The 21,266-nt window shown below is 67.5% G+C and carries 20 protein-coding genes and 1 pseudogene; 9 read left to right on the top strand and 12 right to left on the bottom strand.

Translation table 11 applies throughout. The features are described from left to right. Positions 1-29: 29 nt before the first annotated feature. The 4 genes from A9X01_RS04145 to A9X01_RS04130 all read right to left on the bottom strand — a co-directional run bounded on the left by A9X01_RS04145 (position 30) and on the right by A9X01_RS04130 (position 3,051). Positions 30-500, bottom strand: coding sequence for a PH domain-containing protein (locus A9X01_RS04145; protein WP_065119417.1), 471 nt, complete (start codon positions 498-500; stop codon positions 30-32). Next, positions 497-979: a 6,7-dimethyl-8-ribityllumazine synthase gene (gene ribH / locus A9X01_RS04140; RefSeq protein ID WP_065119416.1), complete on the bottom strand. Its 483-nt coding sequence runs from the start codon at positions 977-979 to the stop codon at positions 497-499. The genes A9X01_RS04145 and ribH overlap by 4 nt, the downstream gene beginning before the upstream one ends. Positions 980-1,000: 21 nt before the next feature. Then, the gene (locus A9X01_RS04135; protein WP_065119415.1) at positions 1,001-2,278 is read right to left on the bottom strand and encodes a bifunctional 3,4-dihydroxy-2-butanone-4-phosphate synthase/GTP cyclohydrolase II; all 1,278 of its coding nucleotides are present in this window, start codon (positions 2,276-2,278) and stop codon (positions 1,001-1,003) included. A 152-nt stretch (positions 2,279-2,430) separates the two neighbouring features. Beyond that, positions 2,431-3,051: a riboflavin synthase gene (locus tag A9X01_RS04130; RefSeq protein ID WP_065119414.1), complete on the bottom strand. Its 621-nt coding sequence runs from the start codon at positions 3,049-3,051 to the stop codon at positions 2,431-2,433. 75 nt (positions 3,052-3,126) lie between these two features. Here A9X01_RS04130 and A9X01_RS04125 point away from each other — a divergent pair, with 75 nt between their 5' ends. Then, on the top strand, positions 3,127-3,837 hold the full coding sequence (locus A9X01_RS04125; RefSeq protein ID WP_301336921.1) for an LppX_LprAFG lipoprotein: 711 nt from the start codon (positions 3,127-3,129) through the stop codon (positions 3,835-3,837). Next, positions 3,834-5,465 (top strand): MFS transporter, encoded by a 1,632-nt coding sequence (locus A9X01_RS04120; protein WP_065119412.1) that lies wholly within the window; start codon positions 3,834-3,836, stop codon positions 5,463-5,465. The genes A9X01_RS04125 and A9X01_RS04120 overlap by 4 nt, the downstream gene beginning before the upstream one ends. Here the strand turns inward: A9X01_RS04120 and ribD are convergent. The 4 genes from ribD to fmt are packed head-to-tail and all read right to left on the bottom strand — an operon-like array spanning position 5,446 to position 9,527. Continuing rightward, positions 5,446-6,468 (bottom strand): bifunctional diaminohydroxyphosphoribosylaminopyrimidine deaminase/5-amino-6-(5-phosphoribosylamino)uracil reductase RibD, encoded by a 1,023-nt coding sequence (ribD, locus tag A9X01_RS04115; protein WP_301336920.1) that lies wholly within the window; start codon positions 6,466-6,468, stop codon positions 5,446-5,448. The genes A9X01_RS04120 and ribD overlap by 20 nt on opposite strands. Continuing rightward, positions 6,465-7,175 (bottom strand): ribulose-phosphate 3-epimerase, encoded by a 711-nt coding sequence (gene rpe, locus A9X01_RS04110; protein ID WP_099051023.1) that lies wholly within the window; start codon positions 7,173-7,175, stop codon positions 6,465-6,467. Before rpe ends, ribD begins: the two co-directional genes overlap by 4 nt. Position 7,176: 1 nt before the next feature. Then, the gene (locus A9X01_RS04105; RefSeq protein ID WP_065119411.1) at positions 7,177-8,601 is read right to left on the bottom strand and encodes an RsmB/NOP family class I SAM-dependent RNA methyltransferase; all 1,425 of its coding nucleotides are present in this window, start codon (positions 8,599-8,601) and stop codon (positions 7,177-7,179) included. After that, positions 8,598-9,527 (bottom strand): methionyl-tRNA formyltransferase, encoded by a 930-nt coding sequence (fmt, locus tag A9X01_RS04100; RefSeq protein ID WP_065119446.1) that lies wholly within the window; start codon positions 9,525-9,527, stop codon positions 8,598-8,600. The genes A9X01_RS04105 and fmt overlap by 4 nt, the downstream gene beginning before the upstream one ends. A 92-nt stretch (positions 9,528-9,619) precedes the next feature. Here fmt and A9X01_RS04095 point away from each other — a divergent pair, with 92 nt between their 5' ends. After that, a complete protein-coding gene (locus tag A9X01_RS04095) occupies positions 9,620-10,444 on the top strand; it encodes a class I SAM-dependent methyltransferase (RefSeq protein WP_065119410.1) in 825 nt (274 codons plus the stop codon). Positions 10,445-10,459: 15 nt separating this feature from the next. Here A9X01_RS04095 and A9X01_RS04090 read toward each other — a convergent pair whose 3' ends face one another. From A9X01_RS04090 to A9X01_RS04080, 3 genes are all read right to left on the bottom strand, one after another. Next, the gene (locus A9X01_RS04090) at positions 10,460-10,945 is read right to left on the bottom strand and encodes a MarR family transcriptional regulator (protein WP_065119409.1); all 486 of its coding nucleotides are present in this window, start codon (positions 10,943-10,945) and stop codon (positions 10,460-10,462) included. Between the two features lie 100 nt (positions 10,946-11,045). After that, a complete protein-coding gene (locus tag A9X01_RS04085; RefSeq protein WP_065119445.1) occupies positions 11,046-13,001 on the bottom strand; it encodes a primosomal protein N' in 1,956 nt (651 codons plus the stop codon). A 119-nt stretch (positions 13,002-13,120) separates the two neighbouring features. Further along, a complete protein-coding gene (locus A9X01_RS04080; protein WP_065119408.1) occupies positions 13,121-13,867 on the bottom strand; it encodes a lysoplasmalogenase in 747 nt (248 codons plus the stop codon). Between A9X01_RS04080 and A9X01_RS04075 the strand changes: the two genes are divergently transcribed. The 4 genes and pseudogenes from A9X01_RS04075 (at position 13,866) to A9X01_RS04065 (ending at position 17,646) form a co-directional block, all read left to right on the top strand. Beyond that, complete coding sequence (locus A9X01_RS04075; RefSeq protein ID WP_065119407.1) at positions 13,866-14,825, top strand: alpha/beta hydrolase; 960 nt, start codon at positions 13,866-13,868, stop codon at positions 14,823-14,825. The genes A9X01_RS04080 and A9X01_RS04075 overlap by 2 nt on opposite strands. A 23-nt stretch (positions 14,826-14,848) precedes the next feature. After that, complete coding sequence (locus A9X01_RS04070) at positions 14,849-15,811, top strand: alpha/beta hydrolase (RefSeq protein ID WP_065119406.1); 963 nt, start codon at positions 14,849-14,851, stop codon at positions 15,809-15,811. Positions 15,812-15,880: 69 nt separating this feature from the next. Beyond that, positions 15,881-15,992 (top strand): annotated as a pseudogene (locus A9X01_RS31020) (PE family protein); the annotation flags it as partial. Between the two features lie 175 nt (positions 15,993-16,167). Then, positions 16,168-17,646, top strand: coding sequence for a flavin-containing monooxygenase (locus A9X01_RS04065; protein WP_155771921.1), 1,479 nt, complete (start codon positions 16,168-16,170; stop codon positions 17,644-17,646). 4 nt (positions 17,647-17,650) lie between these two features. Here the strand turns inward: A9X01_RS04065 and A9X01_RS04060 are convergent, their stop codons facing one another. Beyond that, on the bottom strand, positions 17,651-19,318 hold the full coding sequence (locus A9X01_RS04060; protein ID WP_065119404.1) for a GMC oxidoreductase: 1,668 nt from the start codon (positions 19,316-19,318) through the stop codon (positions 17,651-17,653). A gap of 162 nt (positions 19,319-19,480) precedes the next feature. Between A9X01_RS04060 and A9X01_RS28755 the strand changes: the two genes are divergently transcribed. Further along, positions 19,481-20,770, top strand: coding sequence for an alkane 1-monooxygenase (locus tag A9X01_RS28755; protein WP_253848921.1), 1,290 nt, complete (start codon positions 19,481-19,483; stop codon positions 20,768-20,770). Further along, on the top strand, positions 20,686-21,198 hold the full coding sequence (locus A9X01_RS04055) for a pyridoxamine 5'-phosphate oxidase family protein (protein ID WP_253848920.1): 513 nt from the start codon (positions 20,686-20,688) through the stop codon (positions 21,196-21,198). Before A9X01_RS28755 ends, A9X01_RS04055 begins: the two co-directional genes overlap by 85 nt. Positions 21,199-21,266 lie beyond the last annotated feature (68 nt).

Below are 21,266 nucleotides of genomic sequence, written 5' to 3'. Positions count from 1 at the left end.
GGCCGCCCCAGTCCGGCGGAGCCGATGCATCAGCGGGTAGGTAAGTCAGGTCGATCGCGCGCCAACTGCTCGCGGACGGCGTCCATCGCGTCGACCGCACGCTCCTTGTCCACCGCCTGGATCGCCATCACCGGGATGTACTCGTCGTCGGGCAGGTCGATCCTGGCCCAGCGGCTACCGGCGGGGAAGGACACGCCGACCAAGTCTGGCCACCGAACCAGCCTGTCTCCCAACAGGTTTCGCACCGAAATTCCGGCCGGCCCGACCCGCAACCGCGGGCGGGTCAACAGCAACACGGCGCCGGCCAGCACCACGCCCAGCACCCACATGGCCACCTGGTCGGCCGTCTGAAAGACCACGCCGGTGGATCCGATTTTCAGCATCAGACCGACCACGATGTGGGCGGCCAGGATGACAACGGCCGCGACGTAAGCGAACAGCGGCGTCAGCCGGGGACGGCAGACCAGGTCCCAGGTCTCGGTTTCGTGGGCGGTCGTCACGATTGTGCCCGCAACTCACGCAGGGTAAGGGCGGTGGTCAGAGCCGCGGCGGCGGCTTGGGCGCCCTTGTCCTCGGCCGAGGTGGGCAGCCCGGCGCGATCCAGTGCCTGCTCCTCGGTGTTGGTGGTCAGTACCCCGTTGGCCACCGGGGTGGAAGCATCCAGCGACACCCGCGTCAGGCCCTGGGTCACGGCGTCGCAGACATAGTCGAAATGCGGTGTCTGACCGCGAATCACGACACCGAGCGCCACCACAGCGTCATGGCTGCGGGCCAACTCCTGTGCGACGACCGGGATCTCGATGGCACCGAGCACCCGCACCACCGTGGGATTGTCGATACCGGAATCGGTGGCCACCTTGCGGGCACCGGCCAGCAGTGCGTCGCAGATCTGGGTGTGCCAGGTGCTGGCCACGATCGCCAGCCGTACACCCGAGGCGTCCACCACTGGCATGTCGGGAACCCCGGCACCACCGCTCATTGGGCGCTCATTTGCGCACGCTCACAGAGCACCGCCGAATTCACCCGGCAGATGCACAGACTCGTGGAAGTCGTCCAGACCGGCCAGGTCGTGGCCCATCTTGTCTCGCTTGGTCATCAAGTAGCGAATGTTCTCGGCGTTGGCCCGCACCGGCAGCGGCACCCGCTCGATGATGTGCAGCCCGTAGCCGTCCAGCCCGACGCGCTTGGCGGGATTATTCGTCAGCAGCCGCATGGAACGCACCCCGAGATCGACGAGGATCTGCGCCCCGATGCCGTAATCCCTTGCATCGGCGGGCAATCCGAGCTTCAGATTGGCATCGACGGTGTCCTCGCCGGCGTCCTGCAGCTGGTAGGCCTGCAGTTTGTGCATCAGACCGATGCCACGGCCTTCGTGCCCCCGCATATAGAGCACCACGCCGCGTCCCTCGCGGGCGACCATGGCCATCGCCGCATCCAGCTGGGGCCCGCAGTCGCACCGGCGTGAGCCGAACACGTCACCGGTCAGGCATTCCGAGTGCACCCGCACCAGCACGTCGTCACCCTCGGCGGTCGGTCCCGCGATATCGCCGCGAACCAGCGCGACATGCTCGACGTCCTCGTAGATGCTGGCGTAGCCGATCGCCCGGAACTGACCGTGCCGGGTCGGGATCCTGGCCTCGGCGATGCGCTGGATGTGCTTCTCGTGTTTGCGCCGCCACTCGATCAGGTCGGCGATGGTGATCAGGGCGAGCTGGTGTTCGTCGGCGAACACCCGCAGCTCGTCGGTCTGGGCCATCGAGCCCTCGTCTTTTTGGCTGACGATCTCGCAGATCGCTCCGGCGGGCTGCAGTCCGGCCATCCGGGCCAGGTCCACCGCAGCCTCGGTGTGGCCCGGGCGCCGCAACACGCCACCGTCTTTGGCCCGCAACGGAACGACGTGGCCCGGGCGGGTGAAATCCTCTGCGATACTTGCCGGGTCGGCCAGCAGCCGCATGGTGGTGGCTCGGTCCGAAGCTGAAATCCCCGTTCCCACACCGTTTCTCGCATCTACCGTGACGGTGTAAGCGGTGCCGTGCTTGTCCTGGTTCACGGCGTACATCGGCAGCAGGCCCAACCGGTCGCAGATTTCGCCGGACAGCGGCACACACAGATAACCCGAGGTGTAGCGGACCATGAACGCGACGAGTTCGGGGGTGGCCTTCTCCGCGGCGAAGATCAGATCGCCTTCGTTCTCCCGATCCTCGTCGTCGATGACGACGACGGCCTTGCCCGCCGCAATGTCGGCAACCGCCCGTTCGACGGAGTCCAACCTCGTCATCGTTGTCACCTTGCTTTGAGACCCGCTACTGCATTCAGTATGAACCACCGCGCGGCCCCAGTTATTGCCCGTGGCTGACCAGCCTGCCTGCACGCGGCCGTCCCGACGCGAATTGTGAGCGATACCACTCATCCAGGTGATTTCGCCGAATGTCAGGCGCTGGTGGAGTCGTTGGCGCGCTGCAGCAGCCGCTCGACGTATTTCGCGATCACGTCCACCTCAAGATTCACCTGGGTACCGACCGGCGAGGTGCCCAAGGTGGTCAGCTCGCGCGTCGTTGGAATCAGGGACACCTCGAACCAGTCATACGGGTCGGCGCCCAGCCCGGACACGGTGAGCGAGATGCCGTCGACGGTGATCGAACCCTTCTCCACCACATAGCGGGCGACCGCGGCCGGCATCCGCACCCGCACCACTTCCCAGTGCTCGGAGGGCGTACGGGACACGATCTCGCCGGTCCCGTCCACATGGCCTTGCACGATGTGCCCGCCCAGGCGGCTGTTCACCGCCGCGGCGCGCTCGAGATTCACCCGGCTCCCGGGCCGCAACTCACCGAGATTGGAGCGGTTCAGCGTCTCGGCCATCACGTCGGCGCTGAACCGGCCGTCGGACAGGACCTCGACCACAGTCAGGCACACCCCGTTGACGGCGATCGAATCGCCATGGCCGGCATCGGCGGTGACGACGGGACCGCGGATGATCAGTCGCGCGGCTTCGGCCAGCGCATCTCGCCCGGTCACCTCTCCGAGTTCCTCGACAATTCCGGTGAACATCGCACCAGGTTAATGACTGTTGAGTCACCCCTGCACCTGCCTGGCTCCCAGGGCAGTCGATCCTCACCCTCTACGATGCAACTTATGCAAACCCCCCGACGACTCTTAGCCGTCCTCGCCGTCCTGAGCGTCGCCATCACGCTCGTCTCGGGGTGCACGATCAGCAAGAAGGCCAAAGGCGGGCCGCTTCCCGACCCCACTACGTTGGTCAAGCAGGCCACCGAAGCCAGTAAATCGGTGAAGAGCGCGCACATCGTGCTGACGGTGAACGGGAAGATCCCGGGGCTGTCCATCAACTCGCTGTCCGGTGACCTGAACACCGAGCCCACCGCGGCCAAGGGGAACGTCAAGCTCACATTCGCCGGTTCCAATATCGACGCCGACTTCGTCGTCTACGACGGGATCCTGTACGCCGCCCTGACGCCGAACAACTGGACCCCATTCGGCAAGGCGTCCGACATCTACGACCCATCGCAGATCCTGAGTCAGGACAAAGGTGTGGCCAACGTGCTCGCGAACTTCACCGACGCCAAAGGCGAGGGTCGCGACAACATCAACAACCAGCCGACCATCCGCATCAGCGGAAAGGTCAGCGCCGAGGCCGTCAATGCGATTGCGCCGCCGTTCAGCGCCAGCGGGCCGGTCCCGACCACGCTGTGGATACAGGAGAACGGCGATCATCAACTGGCACAAGCCAAACTGGAACGCACCCCGGGTAATTCGGTGCAGATGACGTTGTCCAACTGGGGCCAACAGGTCCAGGTCACGAAGCCGGAGGGCTCATGATCACGCAAACAGGACGCAGAGTCGCGATCACCGCGGGCAGCCTCGCGGTGCTGCTGGGGGCCCTCGACACCTATGTCGTGGTGACCATCATGCGCGACATCATGAACAGCGTCGGCATCCCGCTGAACCAACTGCAGCGGATCACCTGGATCGTGACGCTGTATCTGTTGGGCTATATCGCGGCGATGCCGCTGCTGGGCCGGGCTTCCGACCGGTTCGGGCGCAAGTTCGTCTTGCAGGCCAGCCTGGCCTTGTTCATCGTCGGCTCGGTGGTGACCGCGCTGTCGGTGGCGCTCGGCAACTGGAATCCGGAGTTCGGCGAGTACATGGTCGATCCCAATCCCAACCGGGCGTTCTACATCCTCATCGTCGGCCGCACGATTCAGGGCATCGCCAGCGGTGCCTTGTTGCCGGTCACGCTGGCGCTGGGCGCCGACCTGTGGGCGGAACGGAACCGGGCCGGAGTCCTGGGCGGTATCGGTGCCGCGCAGGAACTCGGCAGCGTGCTGGGTCCGCTCTACGGCATCTTCATCGTGTGGTTGTTCCACGACTGGCGCGACGTGTTCTGGGTCAACGTGCCGCTGACGCTGATCGCGATGGTGATGATCCACTTCAGCCTGCCGTCGCACGATCGCAGCACTGATCCGCAGAAAGTCGACGTGGTCGGTGGCTTGCTGCTGGCCCTCGCGTTGGGTCTCGCGGTGATCGGGTTGTACAACCCCAATCCCGATGGCCACCAGGTGCTGCCGAGCTACGGAATCCCGTTGGTGATCGGCGCGGTCGTGGTGGGAGTGTTGTTTTTCGTTTGGGAATGGCGGGCCAAGACCCGCCTGATCGAACCGGCCGGGGTGCACTTCCGGCCATTCCTGGCCGCACTGGGTACCTCGGTCTGTGCTGGCGCGGCGCTGATGGTGACGCTGGTGAACGTGGAGTTGTTCGGCCAGGGCGTGCTCGGGATGGACCAGATCAGCGCGGCGGGCCTGTTGCTGTGGTTCTTGATCGCCCTACCGATCGGGGCATTGCTCGGCGGCTGGGTCGCCACCCGCGTCGGCGACCGCATCGTGGCCTTTGTCGGATTGCTGATCGCCGGCGCGGGATACTGGCTGATCTCGTTCTGGCGAGGCGATCTGATGTCCAAGCAGCACAGCATCTTCGGGCTGTTTTCGTTGCCCGCGGTACACACCGACCTGTTGGTGGCCGGCCTGGGGCTGGGATTGGTGATCGGTCCGCTGTCCTCGGCCGCACTGCGGGTGGTTCCAGCTGCTCAGCACGGCATCGCTTCGGCGTCGGTGGTCGTGGCGCGCATGACCGGCATGCTGATCGGTGTGGCCGCATTGACCGCGTGGGGTCTCTATCGGTTCAACCAGATCCTTGCCGGCTTCCCGAAGATCCCCAGCGACACGCCACCGTTGGAGGTGGCGGCCCTCAAGGGTGACCAGTCGCGGCAGGCATTCGAAAGGATGTACGGGGACATCTTCACGGTCACCGTGGCGATCTGTGTGCTCGGGGCGTTGCTGGGGCTGCTGATCAGCCGCCGCGGCGAGCACGCGGACGAGCAGGAACCGGAAGCCATCGAGCAGCCGGTCGCCGAGCCGCAGCCGTCTGTCGCTACCGAGCCACCAGGCTGAGCAGCAGGTCCGGGCCGACCTGCTCGACGCTGTCGTACTGCCAGCGCATCGCGTGCGCCATGCTGGTCACGCCGACGTCGTCGACCGCCGTCACCGGACCGCCCAGCAGGATCGGCGCGACGTAGGCCAGGATCCGGTTGATCGCACCGGCCCGCAGAAACGCGCCGGCCAGCGTCGGGCCGCCTTCCAGCAGCACATCGGTGCGGTCGGACAATGCCCGCAGCACCTCGACGGGGTCGTTGGTGCGGATCACCATCGTGCGTGAATCGTCGTTGAGCACCTTGGCCTCCGGCGGTATTTCCCGCTTGCCGACCACCACCCGCAACGGCTGCTGCGGAGCCAGCGAACCGTCGGGCAGCCGGGCGGTGAGAGCCGGATCATCGGCGAGCACGGTGCCCGTGCCGACGATGATCGCGTCGGCCAGGGCGCGTCGACGGTGCAGATCCGCGCGGGCGGCCTCACTGCTGATCCACTGGCTGGATCCGTCGGCGGCGGCGCTGCGGCCGTCGATGCTGGTGGCGTATTTCCAGGTCACGTGCGGGAGTCCGGTGCGCTGTTTGTGCAACCATTCCCGCAACGGGCCGGCGGCCACGTGGTCGGCCATGATGCCCGAGCGCACCTGTACCCCCGCCGCCGTCAGCCGTCCCGCACCGCCACCGGCGATGCCGTTCGGGTCGTTGACTCCGAAGATCACCGTGCCCACCCGCGCTTCGATGAGCGCGTTCACGCAGGGCGGCGTTTTGCCGAAGTGGTTGCACGGCTCCATGGTGACCACCGCGATGCCCCCGGCGGCCAAACCGCCGGCCCGGCGCAGCGCAATGACCTCCGCGTGGTCGCCGCCGGCCGGCTGCGTGGCGCCGACACCGACCACCCGCCCCTCCTGGTCGACGATCACAGCCCCGACCGGCGGATTCGGATAAGTGGTGCCCTTGACCTGGTAGGAGTGCTCGATCGCGAGGCGCATGGCTTCTTCGATGCTCTTGACCTGCTCGACGCTGCTCACGAGCCGCTCACTTCCCGCAGATGGGGGGACGCCAGACTGGCTTGACGCCGCAGGGCTGCGACCGCGGCGGCCGGATCGTCGGCGCCGTAGACCGCCGACCCCGCCACGAAGCAGTCGACGCCCGCCTCGGCCGCGGCTTCGATGGTGTCCTCGTTGATGCCGCCGTCGATCTCGACCAGAATGCGCAACTCCCCCGCATCGACCATCTTGCGGACCGTGCGCACCTTGCTGAGCACCTCCGGGATGAAGCTCTGCCCGCCGAAACCGGGTTCGACGGACATGATCAGCAGGGTGTCGAACTGCGGCAGGATGTCCAGATACGGGCCCAGCGGCGTCTTGGGTTTGACGCTGATCCCGGCCTTGGCCCCCGCGGCCCGGATGTCCCGGGCGACCCCGGTCGGGTTGTCGGTGGCCTCGGCATGGAAGGTGACGTTGTACGCGCCGGCTTCGGCGTACGGCGGCGCCCAGCGGTCCGGATTCTCGATCATCAGGTGGCAGTCCACCGGGATGTCGGTGTGCGTCAGCAGACTCTCCACCACCGGCAACCCGATGGTCAGGTTCGGCACGAAGTGGCCGTCCATCACGTCGACGTGCAACCAGTCGGCGCCCCGCACCGCAGCGGCTTCATCGGCGAGCCGAGCGAAGTCCGCTGCCAGCATCGACGGCGCGATCAGGGGCGGTCCCCCCATACCAGACATGAGCGACACACTACTGGCGGCGCAGCGCGGCTGCGAACATAGCGTCGGTGCCGTGTCGGTGCGGCCACAGCTGCACGTAGGGCCCCGCCCCGAGGTCCCCGGCCGGCTCGAACAGCGGCCGGGTGTCCAGTGCTTCCACCGGGTGCCGGCGCAGCGCGTCGGCGACCACTCCCACCGTCTCGGCCAGGTGCGGCGAGCAGGTCGCATACAGCACCAGGCCGCCTGGCCGGGTCAGCGAGATCGCGGCCGCCAGCAGCTCGCGCTGTAGCTTGGCCAGCGCGGGCACGTCCGACGGCTGCCGCCGCCAGCGCGCCTCCGGCCGACGCCGCAGCGCACCCAACCCGGTGCACGGGACGTCGACCAGCACCCGGTCGAAACCCGGTTCCAGATCGCTGACGCGCCCGTCGACCCGCACCACCTCGACGGGCAGCCCGCGGGTGTTCTCGGCCACCAGATCCGCGCGATGCGGTGCCGGCTCCACCGCGGTCACAGTGGCCCCGGCCGGCGTCCCCAGGGCCGCCAGCAGCGCGGTCTTGCCCCCTGGTCCGGCGCACAGATCAAGCCAGCGGCCGGCATCCCCGTCGACCGGAGCCAGCGTCACGGCTTGTGCCACCAACTGGCTGCCTTCGTCTTGAACGAGAGCCTGGCCGTCCCGGACCGGCGCCAGCCCGCCCGGGTCTCCGCCGGGCAGATACACCGCGTACGGCGAGTACCGGCCGACGGTGCCGCCGACGGCGTCGGCCAGCGCCGCGGCGGTGAGCACCCCGGGGCGGGCCGCCAGATGCACCTGCGGCCGTTCGTCATCACTGGCCAGCACGGCATCCAGTTCACCGGCCGCGGCGCCGAGCGCGTCGGTGAAGGCCTGGGCGATCCAGCGAGGGTGCGCGTGCACGAACGCCGCGTGCCCGACCGGATCGTTGCGGGGCGCCAGTTCGGTCACCCAGGATTCCTCGTCCCGGCCCGCGATGGTGCGTAGCACGCCGTTGACGAAACCTGCTCGCGCCGAATCGAATTCGATGCCAGCCTGATCGACGGTGGTGGATACCGCGGCGTGGGCGTCCACCCGGGTGCGCAGCAATTGATAGCTGCCCAGCCGAAGCAGCTCGAGCAGCACCGGGTCGATGGTGTCTGGCGCCCGCCCGGCGGCAGCGCCGATGACGGCGTCGAGCAGGCCCCGGGCGCGGCAGGTGCCGTAGGTGAGTTCGGTGGCGAAAGCGGCGTCACGACCGGTGATTCCGCGCTCGCGCAGCAGCGCCGGCAGCACCAGATTGGCGTAGGCGTTGCGCTCGCTGACCGCTCGCAACGCGTCGAACGCGGCGCGCCGGGCGGGATCCAGCGGCTTGCGGCGGGGTCCCCGGGCTCGGTTCTGCGGGCCCTGCCGCGAGGGTTTGCGGTCGGGCCGATTCCGGTGCGGCTTGTCCTGGCCGGGCCTCATGACGCCCGGATCGCGGGGTCGAGCCGGGCCCCGCGGGCCCAGTCAGCGGCGTTCATCGGTTTCTTACCGGGCGGCTGAATCTCCCCCAACCGCACCGGTTCCGAAGCGGTGCCGATCCATACGCGTTTGCGGTCGGCCCGGATCGCACCGGGCGGCAGCGGCTCGGCTGACGAATCTGATTGCACGGGGCCGATTTTGACGCGCAGGTCCCCGATCAGGGTCCAAGCGCCGGGGTTCGGCGTGACGGCCCGGATGCGCCGCTCGACCACCTGAGCCGGCAGGTCCCAACGCACCCGGGCCTGCTCGACGGTGATTTTCGGCGCCATGCTCACCCCTTCGACCGGTTGCGGGCGTGGCGTCAGCGTCCGGTCTTCGATGCCGTCCAGCGTGGTGGACAGCAATGCGGCGCCCGAATCCGCAAGCCGCGCAAGCAGATCACCGGCGGTGTCGGTCGGCCGGATGGTCTCGGTGACCACCCCGTACACCGGTCCGGAGTCCAGGCTCGGCTCGATCTGGAACGTGGTGGCGCCGGTGATCGCGTCCCCCGCGGCGATCGCCGCCTGCACCGGCGCCGCACCGCGCCAGGCCGGCAGCAGGGAGAAGTGCAGGTTGACCCACCCGTGCGGCGGCACCGCAAGCAGCTCCCGGCTGAGCAGCGCGCCATAGGCCACGACCGCGCAGCACTGCGGTGCCAGTTCCGACAGTTCGGCGACGAACTCCGGGGAGTTGGGGCGCGACGGACGCAGCACCGGGATGCCCCGCTCGAGCGCTTCGCGAGCCACCGGCGACGGTTCCGGCTTGCCCCGGCGACCCGACGCGGCGTCGGGCCTGGTCAGCACGGCAATGACGTCGTGGCGGGGCGAATCGATGAGACGACGCAGCGCGGGCAGCGCGGGTTCGGGGGTGCCGGCGAAGACGATGCGCACCGGCACAGTCTAGGCGGGTGAGATTCACAGGTTCCCGCAATGTTTCCTATGCATACTGTTTCTCTATAGAACATTAGCCTTCAGGAGGATCGATGACAATCGCAACCGACACGCATCCGGACGAGTCGCTCGCCGCCACACATCGGGCGATGTGGGCGCTCGGCGATTACGCGCTGATGGCCGAGGAGGTGATGGCGCCGCTCGGACCCGTCCTGGTCGGCGCGGCGGGCATCGGGCCGGGCGTGCGGGTGCTCGACGTCGCCGCCGGCTCGGGAAACATCTCGCTGCCCGCCGCGGCGGCCGGCGCGAGAGTCGTTTCCACCGACCTCACCCCGGAGTTACTGCAGCGCTCGGCGGCGCGGGCCGCGCAGCAGGGTCTGAACCTGCAGTACCGGGAAGCCAACGCTCAAGCACTACCGTTCCGCGCCAACACTTTTGACACGGTGATCTCGGCGATCGGAGTGATGTTCGCACCGGAGCACCAGCGCGCCGCCGACGAGTTGGTGCGGGTGTGCCGGCCGGGCGGGACCATCGGGCTGATCAGCTGGACCCACGAAGGATTCTTCGGCCGCATGCTGGCGACCATCCGGCCGTACCGGCCCAGCCTGTCTTCGGCTCTGCCGCCCTCGGCGCTGTGGGGCCGGGAGGCCTATATCGGCGGGCTGCTGGGCGATCGGGTGGTCGACGTCACGACGTCGCGTGGCCAGCTGGCCGTCACGCGGTTCGACACCGCCGGGGCCGTGCACGACTACTTCAAGAACAACTACGGCCCGACGATCGAGGCGTACGCGAATATCGGGGGCAACGCGGTGCTGGCCGCGGAGCTGGACGCCCAACTCATCGAGCTCGCCGACGAATACCTGGCGAACGGCGTGATGGAGTGGGAGTACCTGCTGCTCACCTGCCAGAAGGGCTAGCGCGCGGCCCGGCGCCTATATCTCGTCGAGTCCGATGTGGGCGTCGGGTTCCCCGCCGGCGGTGGTGAACGCCGTCAGCGCGCGCACCAGTCCTTGGCGTTCGGCCGCCGGCATCTGTTCGACGATGCGAGCGATCTCGGCGCGCCGGTAGGCGGTCACCTTCGCGACCACCTCGCGGCCGCGCTTGGTCAGCGCGGCGAGCAACTCGCGCCGTGAGGTGGGGTGCGGCAGCCGGTCGATCATGCCCGCACCGACCAGCCGATCGACCATCCGGCCGGTCGCCGAGGGCTGCACCCCCAACAGAGTCGCCAGAGTGGCCAGATTTATCGGACCTCGATTGGACAGGATCACCAGCGTGCGGAACTGAGGAATGGTCAGGCTGTCGTCGACCTGGGCAATCGAATGCGCTGAGATGCCGACCAACAACCGCGAGGCGGTCAGCAACGCGTCGGTGATCATGTCGAGCGACTCGTCGGCCGTCGTCAGGTTCTCGGCTACCATTTGCGCCCCCTTCCCCGAGCTTCGCTAGCGGGGCGAAGCATAATAGCGCTCTACTATCGTAGGCATTGATTGTTTCCTAGGTGTATCGATATGCGCAAGGTCACCCGATGTGCAGTGGGTCGATCTGTACCCGCACGGGCGCCTGATTTTGTCTCGCGCTGAGCACACCGACCGCCGCCCGCAACGCCGCCGCCAGTCGAAGGCCCTGGTCGCGACGAACCCGCACCAGCATCCGGATCACCGTGACATCGGCGGCCGTGCCTGCCGGGCGGCGCGCGCCCGGGGGCAGGTCCACCGGGCCCAGTAGCTCCGCGTCCAATCCCTCCTGGTGAGGCAGCCGTGCCTCGTCCAGGAGCGCGGTCACCGCGTCGGCGGGGCCATCGAGGGCTGCGATATGCACGCTCGGCGGCAAACCCACCTCGGCGCGGGCGGTGAGTTCGCCATCGGCGTGACCGACCGGGTCCCATCGGATCAGCGATTGCACTGTGGGAAGCGAAGATTCGGCGATCACGGTCACCACGCCACCGTCACGCCGGGAGCGCACCAGCGCGGCCGCGCTCATCCACCGCCATAGGGCATCCTCGGCCGCGCGCAGATCCTGCCGGCCCAGCAGCGCCCAGGTGTCCAGCAGCAGCGCCGCCCCGTACCCGTGTGCCGCGCATGGTTCCGCGCCCGGCGTGGCCACCACCAGTGCGGGCTTGTCGGGTACCTCCGAGACGACGGCGTCACCGGCCGACGTCACCACCGGCGTGCCGGGGAAGGCCCGACCGAGCTCTTCGGCGGTGCGCCGGGCGCCGACGACGACGGCCCGCACGGCATCGGATCCGCACCGCGCGCAGCGCAGCGCCGGGTCGACGCGGCCGCACCACCGGCATGCCGCACTGGTTTCCCGCTCCTGCAATGCCAACGGGCCGGTGCAGTGCCGGCAGCGGACGATCGCCCGGCAGCGCGCGCAAGCCAGCGAAGGCACATATCCCCGACGTGGCACCTGCACCAGCACCGGGGCGCCGCCGTCCAGCGCGGATCGCGCGGCGCGCAACGCGATGGACGGCAGCCGCGCGGTCCGGGCGGCCGGGTCGCGCTCGTCCGCGTAGCCGCTGTCATCCAGCGCGACCACCCGCGGTGTCCGGGCCCGCACCACCGGCCGGGCCGCGACAATGTCGTGCGCCCACCCGCTGCGCACCAATGCCTGAGCCTCCGCGGTGCGGGCGTAGCCGCCGATCAGCGACGCGCAGCGCGCCTGATGCGCCCGCAGCATCGCCACCTCGCGGGCGTGCGGGTACGGCGCCCGCGGCTCGGCCAGGTTGTCGTCGGCGTCGGACCAGACCATCACCAGCCCGAGTTCGCTGACCGGCGCGAACACCGCGCTGCGGGTACCGAGGACCACCCGCGCGCTGCCCCGCAGCACCGCCAGCCACCGCCGGTAACGGGCGGCGGGCCCGAGTCCGGCGGACAGGGCCACCACGCTGTCCTGGCCCACCCGAGCGACGGCCGCGTGCGACAACGTGTCCAGGTCGCGCTGGTCGGGCACGATCGCCAGGACCGATCGTCCCGCCGCTACGGTCTGCGCGGCCGCCTCGGCAAATCGGTCGACCCACTGCTCGCCCGGCAGCGCCTGCCACACCGCCCGGGCGGCCCGGGACTCGGCCAGCGCGGCCAGGAACGGGCCACCGCGGTTGTAGGTTTCCCAACCCGCCGGGTCCACGGGCGCCACCAGCGGCCGCGGCACCGCCGCGAACTGCTCTTTTTCCACCCGGGCGTGCCGTGGGGGCACCGCCAGCCGCAATACGTCCGGGCGGGTGCCGGCGTAGCGTGCCGCGACGGCCTCCACCAGTCGGCGGATTTCCGGCGTGAGCACCGGCTCTGCGGATACCACCCGGTCGAGCCAGCCGAGCTTGCCCTGGTGGTCGGTGTCGTTGCGGCGCTCCAGCACGAACCCGTCGACCAGCCGGCCGTGGAAGCGCACCCGCACCCGCACACCCGGCTGGGCGTCGTCGGACTGCTCCGGCGCCACCAGATAGTCGAAGTCCCGATCGAGGTGGGGCACCGAGAGCATCGGCAGCACCCGAGCGATCGGCTCCACCTCTGCGGTGGCGCCGAGTGAACCGCCAGACACGCTGGACCCCAACACTTTTCTAGTCAATGTGGGCACACCGTAGCTGCACCGGCCGACAATCAGCCCTCCGCAGCGTCTGGAACGCTTTCCGGCTTTTCGGCCAGGTCATCGCGACCGAAGAAGAATCCCGCCGTGATCAGGATTTCCGCGGCGGCATAGGACCACCAGATCGGCACCGCCAGGGCCTCGTTGCCCAGGATGAACCTGCTGATCGCGATCATCGAGTCCGACGCCGCGAAGCACACCGCACCTACCGCGGTCCAGATGGTGGGCAGCCGGGCCAGCAGCGCCGCGCACACCATCGCGCTGAGCACGGTGATGTAGACGGTAACGGGGATCGTAAGGTTCTCCTTGCCGGTGTTCAGGTGGGGCCAGAACCAGACCAGCATCGAGGCCGTCGCCAGCACCATCACCACCGCGGCCGCGATGCGGCTACGCGACGGCGCGACGTGTGGCAGCAGCGCACCGAGGAAACAGATGTGCGCCAGCAAAAACGAGCCCAATCCCAGCACGAACGACATCGCCCACCACGGCAGCGCCAACAGCCAGTCCCCGGCGGCGGAGAACAACAACGCAGGCACCAGCCACCGCCGCTCCCGAGCCACCGAGTGCGCTGCCGCGGCGACTGCCAGCAACAGCGCCATCGACGCTTTGAACAGCGGTTGCAGCACCCAGTGCCCGGTCAGTTCGCTCCCCGGCGCCGTGCGCAGCGCGATCACCGTCAAATACACGCCGTAGGCGATGCCGGCCCAGCAGGCAGCCACCCATGCACCGACCATCAGACGCGATGCGTACGGTACCTCCATGCCCAGTTTGGACAACACCGCCGATGCGCGCCCCGGAGTCGATCCCATCCTGCAGAAGGTACTGGATGCGGTTCCGTTTCGGCTATCAACCGAGGAGGGAATCGTCGCAGTTCGGCAGCGGTTGCGGGACCTGCCGCGCCGGCCGATCCATCCCGAACTACGGGTCGAGGACCGCAAGATCGACGGCCCGGGCGGGCCAATTGCCATTCGGATCTATTGGCCGCCAAGCGAATCCGACTCTTCGCCGGTGGTGTTGTTCTTCCACGGCGGCGGCTTCGTGATGGGTGATCTGGACACCCATGACGGCACGTCGCGCCAGCATGCCGTCGGCGCCGACGCGATCGTGGTGTCCGTCGACTACCGCTTGGCGCCGGAGCATCCTTACCCCGCCGCGATCGAGGACGCTTGGGCCGCAACGAAATGGGTGGCCGAGCACGGACCTGAGATCGGTGCCGACACCGCACGTATCGCGCTGGCCGGGGACTCGGCCGGCGGCACGATCGCGGCGGCGATCGCCCAGCGAGCCCGCGACGAAGGCGCACCGAACATCGTGTTTCAGCTGCTGTGGTACCCCTCCACGATGTGGGATCCCACACTGCCGTCGTTCACCGAGAACGCCAGCGCGCAGATCCTGGACGCCAAGGCCATCGCCGACTTCTCCCGTTGGTACGCAGGCGATGTCGACATGTCCAACCCGCCGGCTGCCATGGCACCGGGCCGCGCCGATGACCTCTCCGGTCTGCCTGCCGCCTACATCGCCGTCGCCGGCCACGACCCGCTGCGGGACGACGGGATCCGCTACGGCGAGTTGCTGGCGGGCGCCGGTGTCCCGGTGCAGGTGCACAACGCGGAGACGATGGTGCACGGTTACGTTGGTTACGCCGGCGTGGTACCGGCCGCCACCGACGCGATGGACCGCGGGTTGGCGGCGTTGCGCGTTGCGCTACACGGGCAGTGACCAGGATTGCGTACGGTAATTGCATGACGCAGTCCACGTCTGACCGAGCCGAAATAGATCCTCTGCTGAAGATGCTGCTCGACGCGGTGCCGATGACCTTCACCGCGGCCGACGGCGTCGAGGTCGCCCGCGCACGCCTGGCTGCGCTGAAGGCGCCGCCCGAACTGTTGCCCGACCTGCGGATCGAGGACCGGCGCATCAGTTATGGGGAGCATCAGGACATCCCGGTACGGATCTATTGGCCACCCACCGCGGCCCAGGACGACCTGCCGGTCGTCGTCTTCTACCACGGCGGCGGCTGGGCACTCGGCAGCCTGGACACCCACGACCACGTCGCGCGAGCTCACGCGGTGGGCGCGGAGGCCATCGTGGTCTCGGTGGACTATCGGCTCGCTCCCGAACACCCGTTCCCGGCCGGCGTCGACGACAGCTGGGCAGCCTTGCGGTGGGTCGGCGAGAATGCGGCCGAACTCGGCGGCGACCCCAATCGCATTGCGGTGGCAGGAGATTCGGCCGGCGGCAACATTTCGGCCGTAATGGCTCAGCTCGCCCGGGACGCCGGCGGGCCCAACGTGGTTTTCCAGCTGCTGTGGTATCCGTCCTGCATCGGCGACCGGACGCTGCCGTCGTTCACCCAGAACGCCACCGCACCCATCCTGGACGGCGACGTCATCGACGCTTTCTTGCAGTGGTACATCCCCGACCTCGACTTGAGTGACCACACCACGTTGCCGACCAATCTGGCTCCGGGCAACGGCGAGTTGGCGGGTCTACCGCCGGCCTTCATCGGCACTGCCGAACACGATCCACTGCGCGACGACGGCGCACGCTACGCGGAATTGCTCACGGCCGCCGGTGTTCCCGTGGAGTGGAGCAACGAGCCGAACATGGTGCACGGCTACGCCAGTTTCGCGCTGGTGGTGCCGGCCGCCGCGGAGGCCACCAATCGCGGGCTCGCCGCGCTGAAGAAGGCGTTGTATCCGTGAATATGGTTCAGCATCAATAAATCCGATTGAATGTTCATTCTGCGAAATTCCCGGACGGAAACCGAAACGGCGAACGCGGCCGCGGCATTTCCGACGACGAGCGTGCTCGCGGCGGGCGCCGATGAAAGTCTCCACGGCAATTGCGGGTATTTTCGGCGGCCACGCTCAGGCCTATCAGGCACATTGGCGACGGGGGCCCCGGTGGCAAGGGCGGACCAGCCGGCGGGTTCGGGGCGGTGGCTGGGCCCGGCGGCAACGGCGGTGCCCCCGGAATCCTCTTGGGCAACCAAGGCGCGCACGGCTAGCGCAGTATCCTGCGGTTGAACCTCTAACGATTTAGGGATGCCGCCATGCCTATCGCGCCCGATCACCACGTCGTCATCGTCGGCGCCGGATTCTCCGGCATCGGCAGCGCAATCAAACTCGATCAAGCGGGATTGAGCGACTACCTGGTCATCGAGGCCGGCGATGGGGTCGGCGGCACATGGCACTGGAACACCTACCCCGGCATCGCGGTGGACATCCCGTCGTTCTCCTACCAGTTCTCCTTCGAGCAGAGCCCGAACTGGTCGCGCACCTACGCCCCCGGCGGTGAACTCAAGGCGTACGCCGAGCACTGCGTCGACAAGTACGGCATCCGATCGCGGATCCGTTTCAACACCAAGGTCATCTCCGCCGAATTCGATGACGAGCGCGGCTGGTGGCGGATACAGACCGACCCGGGTGGCGAGATCACCGCCAGGTTCCTGATCAGCGCCAGCGGCGTGCTGACCGTGCCGAATCTGCCCGACATCGACGGGGTCGACTCGTTCGACGGCATCACCATGCACACCGCGCGGTGGGACCACAGCCAAGACCTGACCGGCAAGCGGGTCGCGATCATCGGGACCGGCGCTTCGGCGGTGCAGGTGATTCCGGAGATCGCGCCGATCGTCTCCCAGCTCACCGTGTTTCAGCGGACCCCGATCTGGTGTTTCCCGAAGTTCGACGTGCCACTGCCGACCGCGGCCCGCTGGGCGATGCGGATACCGGGTGGCAAACTGCTGCAGCGGTTGCTCAGCCAGGCGTTCGTGGAGTTGACGTTCCCGATCTCCGCCCACTACTTCACGGTGTTCCCGCTGGCCAAGAGGATGGCTGCCGAGGGTCGTCGCTACCTGCGCCAGCAGGTGGACGACCCCGAGGTGCGGGAAAAGCTCACGCCGCAATACGCCGTGGGCTGTAAGCGTCCCGGCTTCCACAACACCTACCTGTCCACGTTCAACCGCGACAACGTGCGGCTGGTGACCGAACCGATCGACAAGATCACGCCGGCTGCGGTGGCCACGACCGACGGCGAGCACCACGAGATCGATGTGCTGATTCTGGCGACCGGCTTCAAGGTGATGGACACCGACAACGTGCCCACCTATGCCGTGACCGGGAGCGGCGGCCGGTCGTTGAGCCGCTTCTGGGACGAGCATCGGCTGCAGGCCTACGAGGGAGTCAGCGTTCCCGGCTTCCCGAACATGTTCACCGTGTTCGGCCCCTACGGCTACGTCGGCTCCTCGTATTTCGCGCTGATCGAGACCCAGACCCACCACATCGTGCGCTGCCTCAGCCGCGCGCGTCGCGAGGGCGCCTCCCGCGTCGAGGTGACCGAGCAGGCCAACAGCCGGTATTTCGCCGAGATGATGCGCAAGCGGCATCGGCAGATCTTCTGGCAGGACAGTTGCCGGCTGGCCAACAGCTACTACTTCGACAAAAACGGTGACGTTCCCATCCGGCCTACCACCACCGTCGAAGCCTATTGGCGCAGCAGGCGATTCGATCTGAACGACTACCGGTTCACCGCCTGAGTGCTTACTTTCGGCCCTGCAGGATCCCTTCCATATTGCGCTCGGCCAGCGCGGTGATTGTCATGAACGGGTTGCAACCGAGGTAGCCCGGCAACAACGACGCATCGTTGACGTACAACTTGGCATAGCGGTTGACCCGGCCGTAACTATCCGTTGCCTTGCCCCGCACCACCCCGCCCATGGGGTGAACGGTGTTGGGTGTGAACACTTTTCCCTCGAACAGGTCGTCCCGGTAGTCCACACCGTTGGCGTGGGTGACCCTGTCGAACACTCTTGCCGCCCGCACGCGTAAATGTTCGGTGTGGTCCTCTGGCCAGTCGATGGCGATCGTGTCAGAGGCTCGGTTGTAGACGATGTCGGCACGATCGCCGGTGCGGACCATGACGTAGTAACCCAGCGCATAGGTCTCCACCGGAAGTGGCAGCGAGAACATGCTGGCATACACCGGGTTGTCCGGGTCGTCGCGGCCGTCGAGGTTGATCATGCCCAGCAGCGACTGGCGGGTGCCGGCGGGATCCGCGGGTTGCAGCATGTGAGCGACCATGATGTCGCCGTTGTTGCCGTAACCACGGCCGATCTCCTCGCTGAGGTCCGGCAGTGTCCCAGTCTCACGCGCCCTCAGCAGCAGCTCGGTGGTGCCCAGCACCCCGGCGCTGAGATACAGCTCATCGCAGCCGATTTCGTCGCGGCGCAGCTCCTTGCCGAATCGGTCGATCTCGCGGGTCGACACCACGTACTCACCGGATCGCTCCCGACGGATCCCGGTGACCTCCGTCAGCGGCTTGAGGGTGACCTTGCCGGTTGCCAGCGCCGCGGCGATGTAGGTCTGATCGACGCTGCCGATCCGGCCGTAGTTGTTGCCGTACTGCTGTTCGAAATCGAGTGCCGATCGTGGAACCTGGCCCGCCTCTTCCTTTCTCATGTAATCGAACGAGTAGGCGCTGCCGTTGTAGTCGACGCCGTAGCCTGCCGCCGCGGCGTATTGTCTTCCGACCCTTGCGTATTGGAACCAGGGCGTCTGTTCGAACCAGTCCATGTCGCGATAGCTGATGCGCAGCATGTTCTTCGCGCGCTCGATGTAGGTGCCCAGGAAAACGGACGGGTCGATGTCGGGGAACGCGGCGCGCAGCTGCGCCGTGGTGGGTATCGCGGCAATGGCCGCGTTGACCAAAGACCCGCCGCCGACACCCATTCCGCGGAACACCGTGTGCGCGCCGTGCACCACCTTGTCGCAGATACCCGCCTGTACCGGCTGCTGCGACGGCGCATGCTTGGCGACCTGCTCCATCGACACGCCGCGGAACGACGGGACCAGACTGGGTGGCACGTCGGTGAACCAGCCCGCCCGGTTGTCGGCAGGCAGCATGCGCGAGAAACGTCTTCCGTCGGTGTCGGCGGCGTCCCACCACCTACCCCGTTCCAGAATCAAGGTCTCGATGCCGGCCTGGCCCAGTCGTAGGGCGGACACTCCGCCGCCATAACCGCTGCCGACCACGATGGCCCGATAGTGTGCCTTCGGCCGGGCACCGACCTGATCGCGTCGCATCGCTACTTCGATGGCGCCGGTCCCGACCGCACCCGCGACGATCCCGGCGGCTACCCCTAGAAATCGCCGCCGAGAAAAGGTGACCCGCTGGACCCCCTGGGTCTTTTGCCCATCCGCCTCACTCATAACCGCCCCCCAAGCTAGCCAACCATTGTTAACCAAACTTAGGTTTAATCGTACTATAGGTATGGGAATAGCACATTCTATGGGTGGGGAGACATTAGAAGTGCGGAAGTTACAACCGTGTGAATTCACTTTGGGGGCGTCGGCCGGGAAAACCAGGCCAGTGTGCGTTCGAGCGAAAGTTGGCGCGATCCCAAGCGCTATCTATGGGTGTTGGGAGCGGCGGTGCCGGGATTGGTGGTCGTGTCATGGCTTCTGGTCAAGGTCAGCGGTATCGGCGCGTTCTGGTGGGTCGGGCCCTTGCTGGCGTTCGGGGTCATCCCCGTTCTCGATCATTGGATCGGGCCTGATGCCAGTAGTCCTCCGGACAGCGTGCTGGCGCGGCTGGAGAACGACCGCTACTACCGTTGGATCACCTATCTCTACCTGCCCAACCAGTACGGCTCGGTGGTCCTGGCCTGCTGGCTCTGGAGCGGGGGCGGTTGGGTCGCAATGACTTTCGTGGACAAACTGGGTCTGATGCTGACGGTCGGGCTGATCGGCGGCCTGGCCATCAACGCCGCCCACGATCTCGGCCACACCCGCGAGCAGACCGAACGCCGCCTGTCGAAGATCGCGTTGGCGCAGACGTGCTACGGGCACTTCTACGTCGAACACAACCGCGGACACCACGTCCGTGTCGCCACACCGCAGGACCCCGCCAGCGCGCGATTCGGCGAGAGCCTATACGCCTTCATCCCCCGGTCGGCCCTCGGCGGGGTGCGTTCTGCGTGGAAGCTGGAAGCTCAACGCCTGAACAGGCTCGGTAAGTCACGCTGGACGTTACGCAACGAGGTGCTCAACGCTTGGCTGATCAGCGCCGTCCTGCTCACCATCCTGGCCGTCTGGTTCCGGCCCGTCGTCCTGCCCTGGCTCATCGGTCAGGCGGTGGTAGGCATCGGCCTGCTGGAAACAGTCAATTACACCGAGCACTATGGACTGCGGCGTCGGCTGCTGCCCAGCGGTCGCTACGAGCGGGTGCGGCCGTCGCACAGCTGGAACAGCAACACGGTGATCGCCAATGTCTTTCTCTTCCATCTGCAGCGGCATTCCGACCATCACGCCAACCCGTTGCGGCGCTACCAGGCGCTACGCGGTATGGAAGAGGCGCCGCAACTGCCCACGGGCTACAGCGCGATGGTGCTGCTGGCCATGCTGCCGCCGATCTGGCGGCGCGTGATGGATCCCCGGGTGCTTGCCTTTTATCAGGGCCGGATCGAGTTGACCGCACTCAAGCCGGGTCAGTCGCCGGCCAACGCTACGCTCACACGGTGGCGAAAGAATTTTCGCGAATCGACGACTCGCTCCGCGACTTCATTGCTGAACAGGCCATGTTCTTCGTGGCGACCGCGCCTACCGAGGGTGGCCGAGTCAACCTCTCGCCCAAGGGATACAGCGACACGTTCGCCGTGCTAGACGACCACACCGTTGCCTACCTCGACCTGTTCGGCAGCGGCGTGGAAACCATCGCGCATCTGCGTGACAACGGCCGCATCACCATCATGTTCATCTCGTTCACCCGCAACTCGCGTATCCTGCGGCTGTTCGGCAGCGGCCGGGTGGTGCGCCCGGACGACAGCGAATTCGACCGGGTGCGAGCACATTTCGACCGCCTGCATCCCGGTGTGCGGGCCGCCATCGTGGTGGACCTGGAGCGAATCGCGGACGCCTGCGGGTTCTCGGTGCCCTACTACGAGCTCGTCGACGAGCGGCCGGTGCTCGACACCTATCACGCCAAGCAGCCCGACGAGGGGTATCAGCGCACCGTGGTGCGCAACCGGCAGAGCATCGACGGCCTGCCCGGGTTGGATGCGGACCACCCCCTGCCGCCAGTGGTCCAGTAGCCTGCGCGAGCAGACGCGAAAGCCCCCGCACGCCCGGCGTGTCGGGGGCTTTCGCGTCTGCTCGGCAA

The sequence above is a fragment of the Mycobacterium asiaticum genome, from assembly GCF_001668675.1.
Classification (GTDB): domain Bacteria; phylum Actinomycetota; class Actinomycetes; order Mycobacteriales; family Mycobacteriaceae; genus Mycobacterium; species Mycobacterium asiaticum_D.
The sequence above is the reverse complement of the archived record's forward strand: the minus strand, read 5'-3'. Positions and strand labels throughout refer to the sequence as shown.

Coding starts and splice junctions, on each gene's coding strand:
- ribH (WP_065119416.1), bottom strand. CDS start 979: ATGAGCGGTGGTGCCGGGGTTCCCGACATGCCAGTGGTGGACGCCTCG.
- A9X01_RS04135 (WP_065119415.1), bottom strand. CDS start 2,278: ATGACGAGGTTGGACTCCGTCGAACGGGCGGTTGCCGACATTGCGGCG.
- A9X01_RS04130 (WP_065119414.1), bottom strand. CDS start 3,051: ATGTTCACCGGAATTGTCGAGGAACTCGGAGAGGTGACCGGGCGAGAT.
- A9X01_RS04125 (WP_301336921.1), top strand. CDS start 3,127: ATGCAACTTATGCAAACCCCCCGACGACTCTTAGCCGTCCTCGCCGTC.
- A9X01_RS04120 (WP_065119412.1), top strand. CDS start 3,834: ATGATCACGCAAACAGGACGCAGAGTCGCGATCACCGCGGGCAGCCTC.
- A9X01_RS04105 (WP_065119411.1), bottom strand. CDS start 8,601: ATGAGGCCCGGCCAGGACAAGCCGCACCGGAATCGGCCCGACCGCAAA.
- A9X01_RS04095 (WP_065119410.1), top strand. CDS start 9,620: ATGACAATCGCAACCGACACGCATCCGGACGAGTCGCTCGCCGCCACA.
- A9X01_RS04090 (WP_065119409.1), bottom strand. CDS start 10,945: ATGGTAGCCGAGAACCTGACGACGGCCGACGAGTCGCTCGACATGATC.
- A9X01_RS04085 (WP_065119445.1), bottom strand. CDS start 13,001: ATGCTCTCGGTGCCCCACCTCGATCGGGACTTCGACTATCTGGTGGCG.
- A9X01_RS04075 (WP_065119407.1), top strand. CDS start 13,866: ATGCCCAGTTTGGACAACACCGCCGATGCGCGCCCCGGAGTCGATCCC.
- A9X01_RS04080 (WP_065119408.1), bottom strand. CDS start 13,867: ATGGAGGTACCGTACGCATCGCGTCTGATGGTCGGTGCATGGGTGGCT.
- A9X01_RS04070 (WP_065119406.1), top strand. CDS start 14,849: ATGACGCAGTCCACGTCTGACCGAGCCGAAATAGATCCTCTGCTGAAG.
- A9X01_RS04060 (WP_065119404.1), bottom strand. CDS start 19,318: ATGAGTGAGGCGGATGGGCAAAAGACCCAGGGGGTCCAGCGGGTCACC.
- A9X01_RS04055 (WP_253848920.1), top strand. CDS start 20,686: ATGTTCTTCGTGGCGACCGCGCCTACCGAGGGTGGCCGAGTCAACCTC.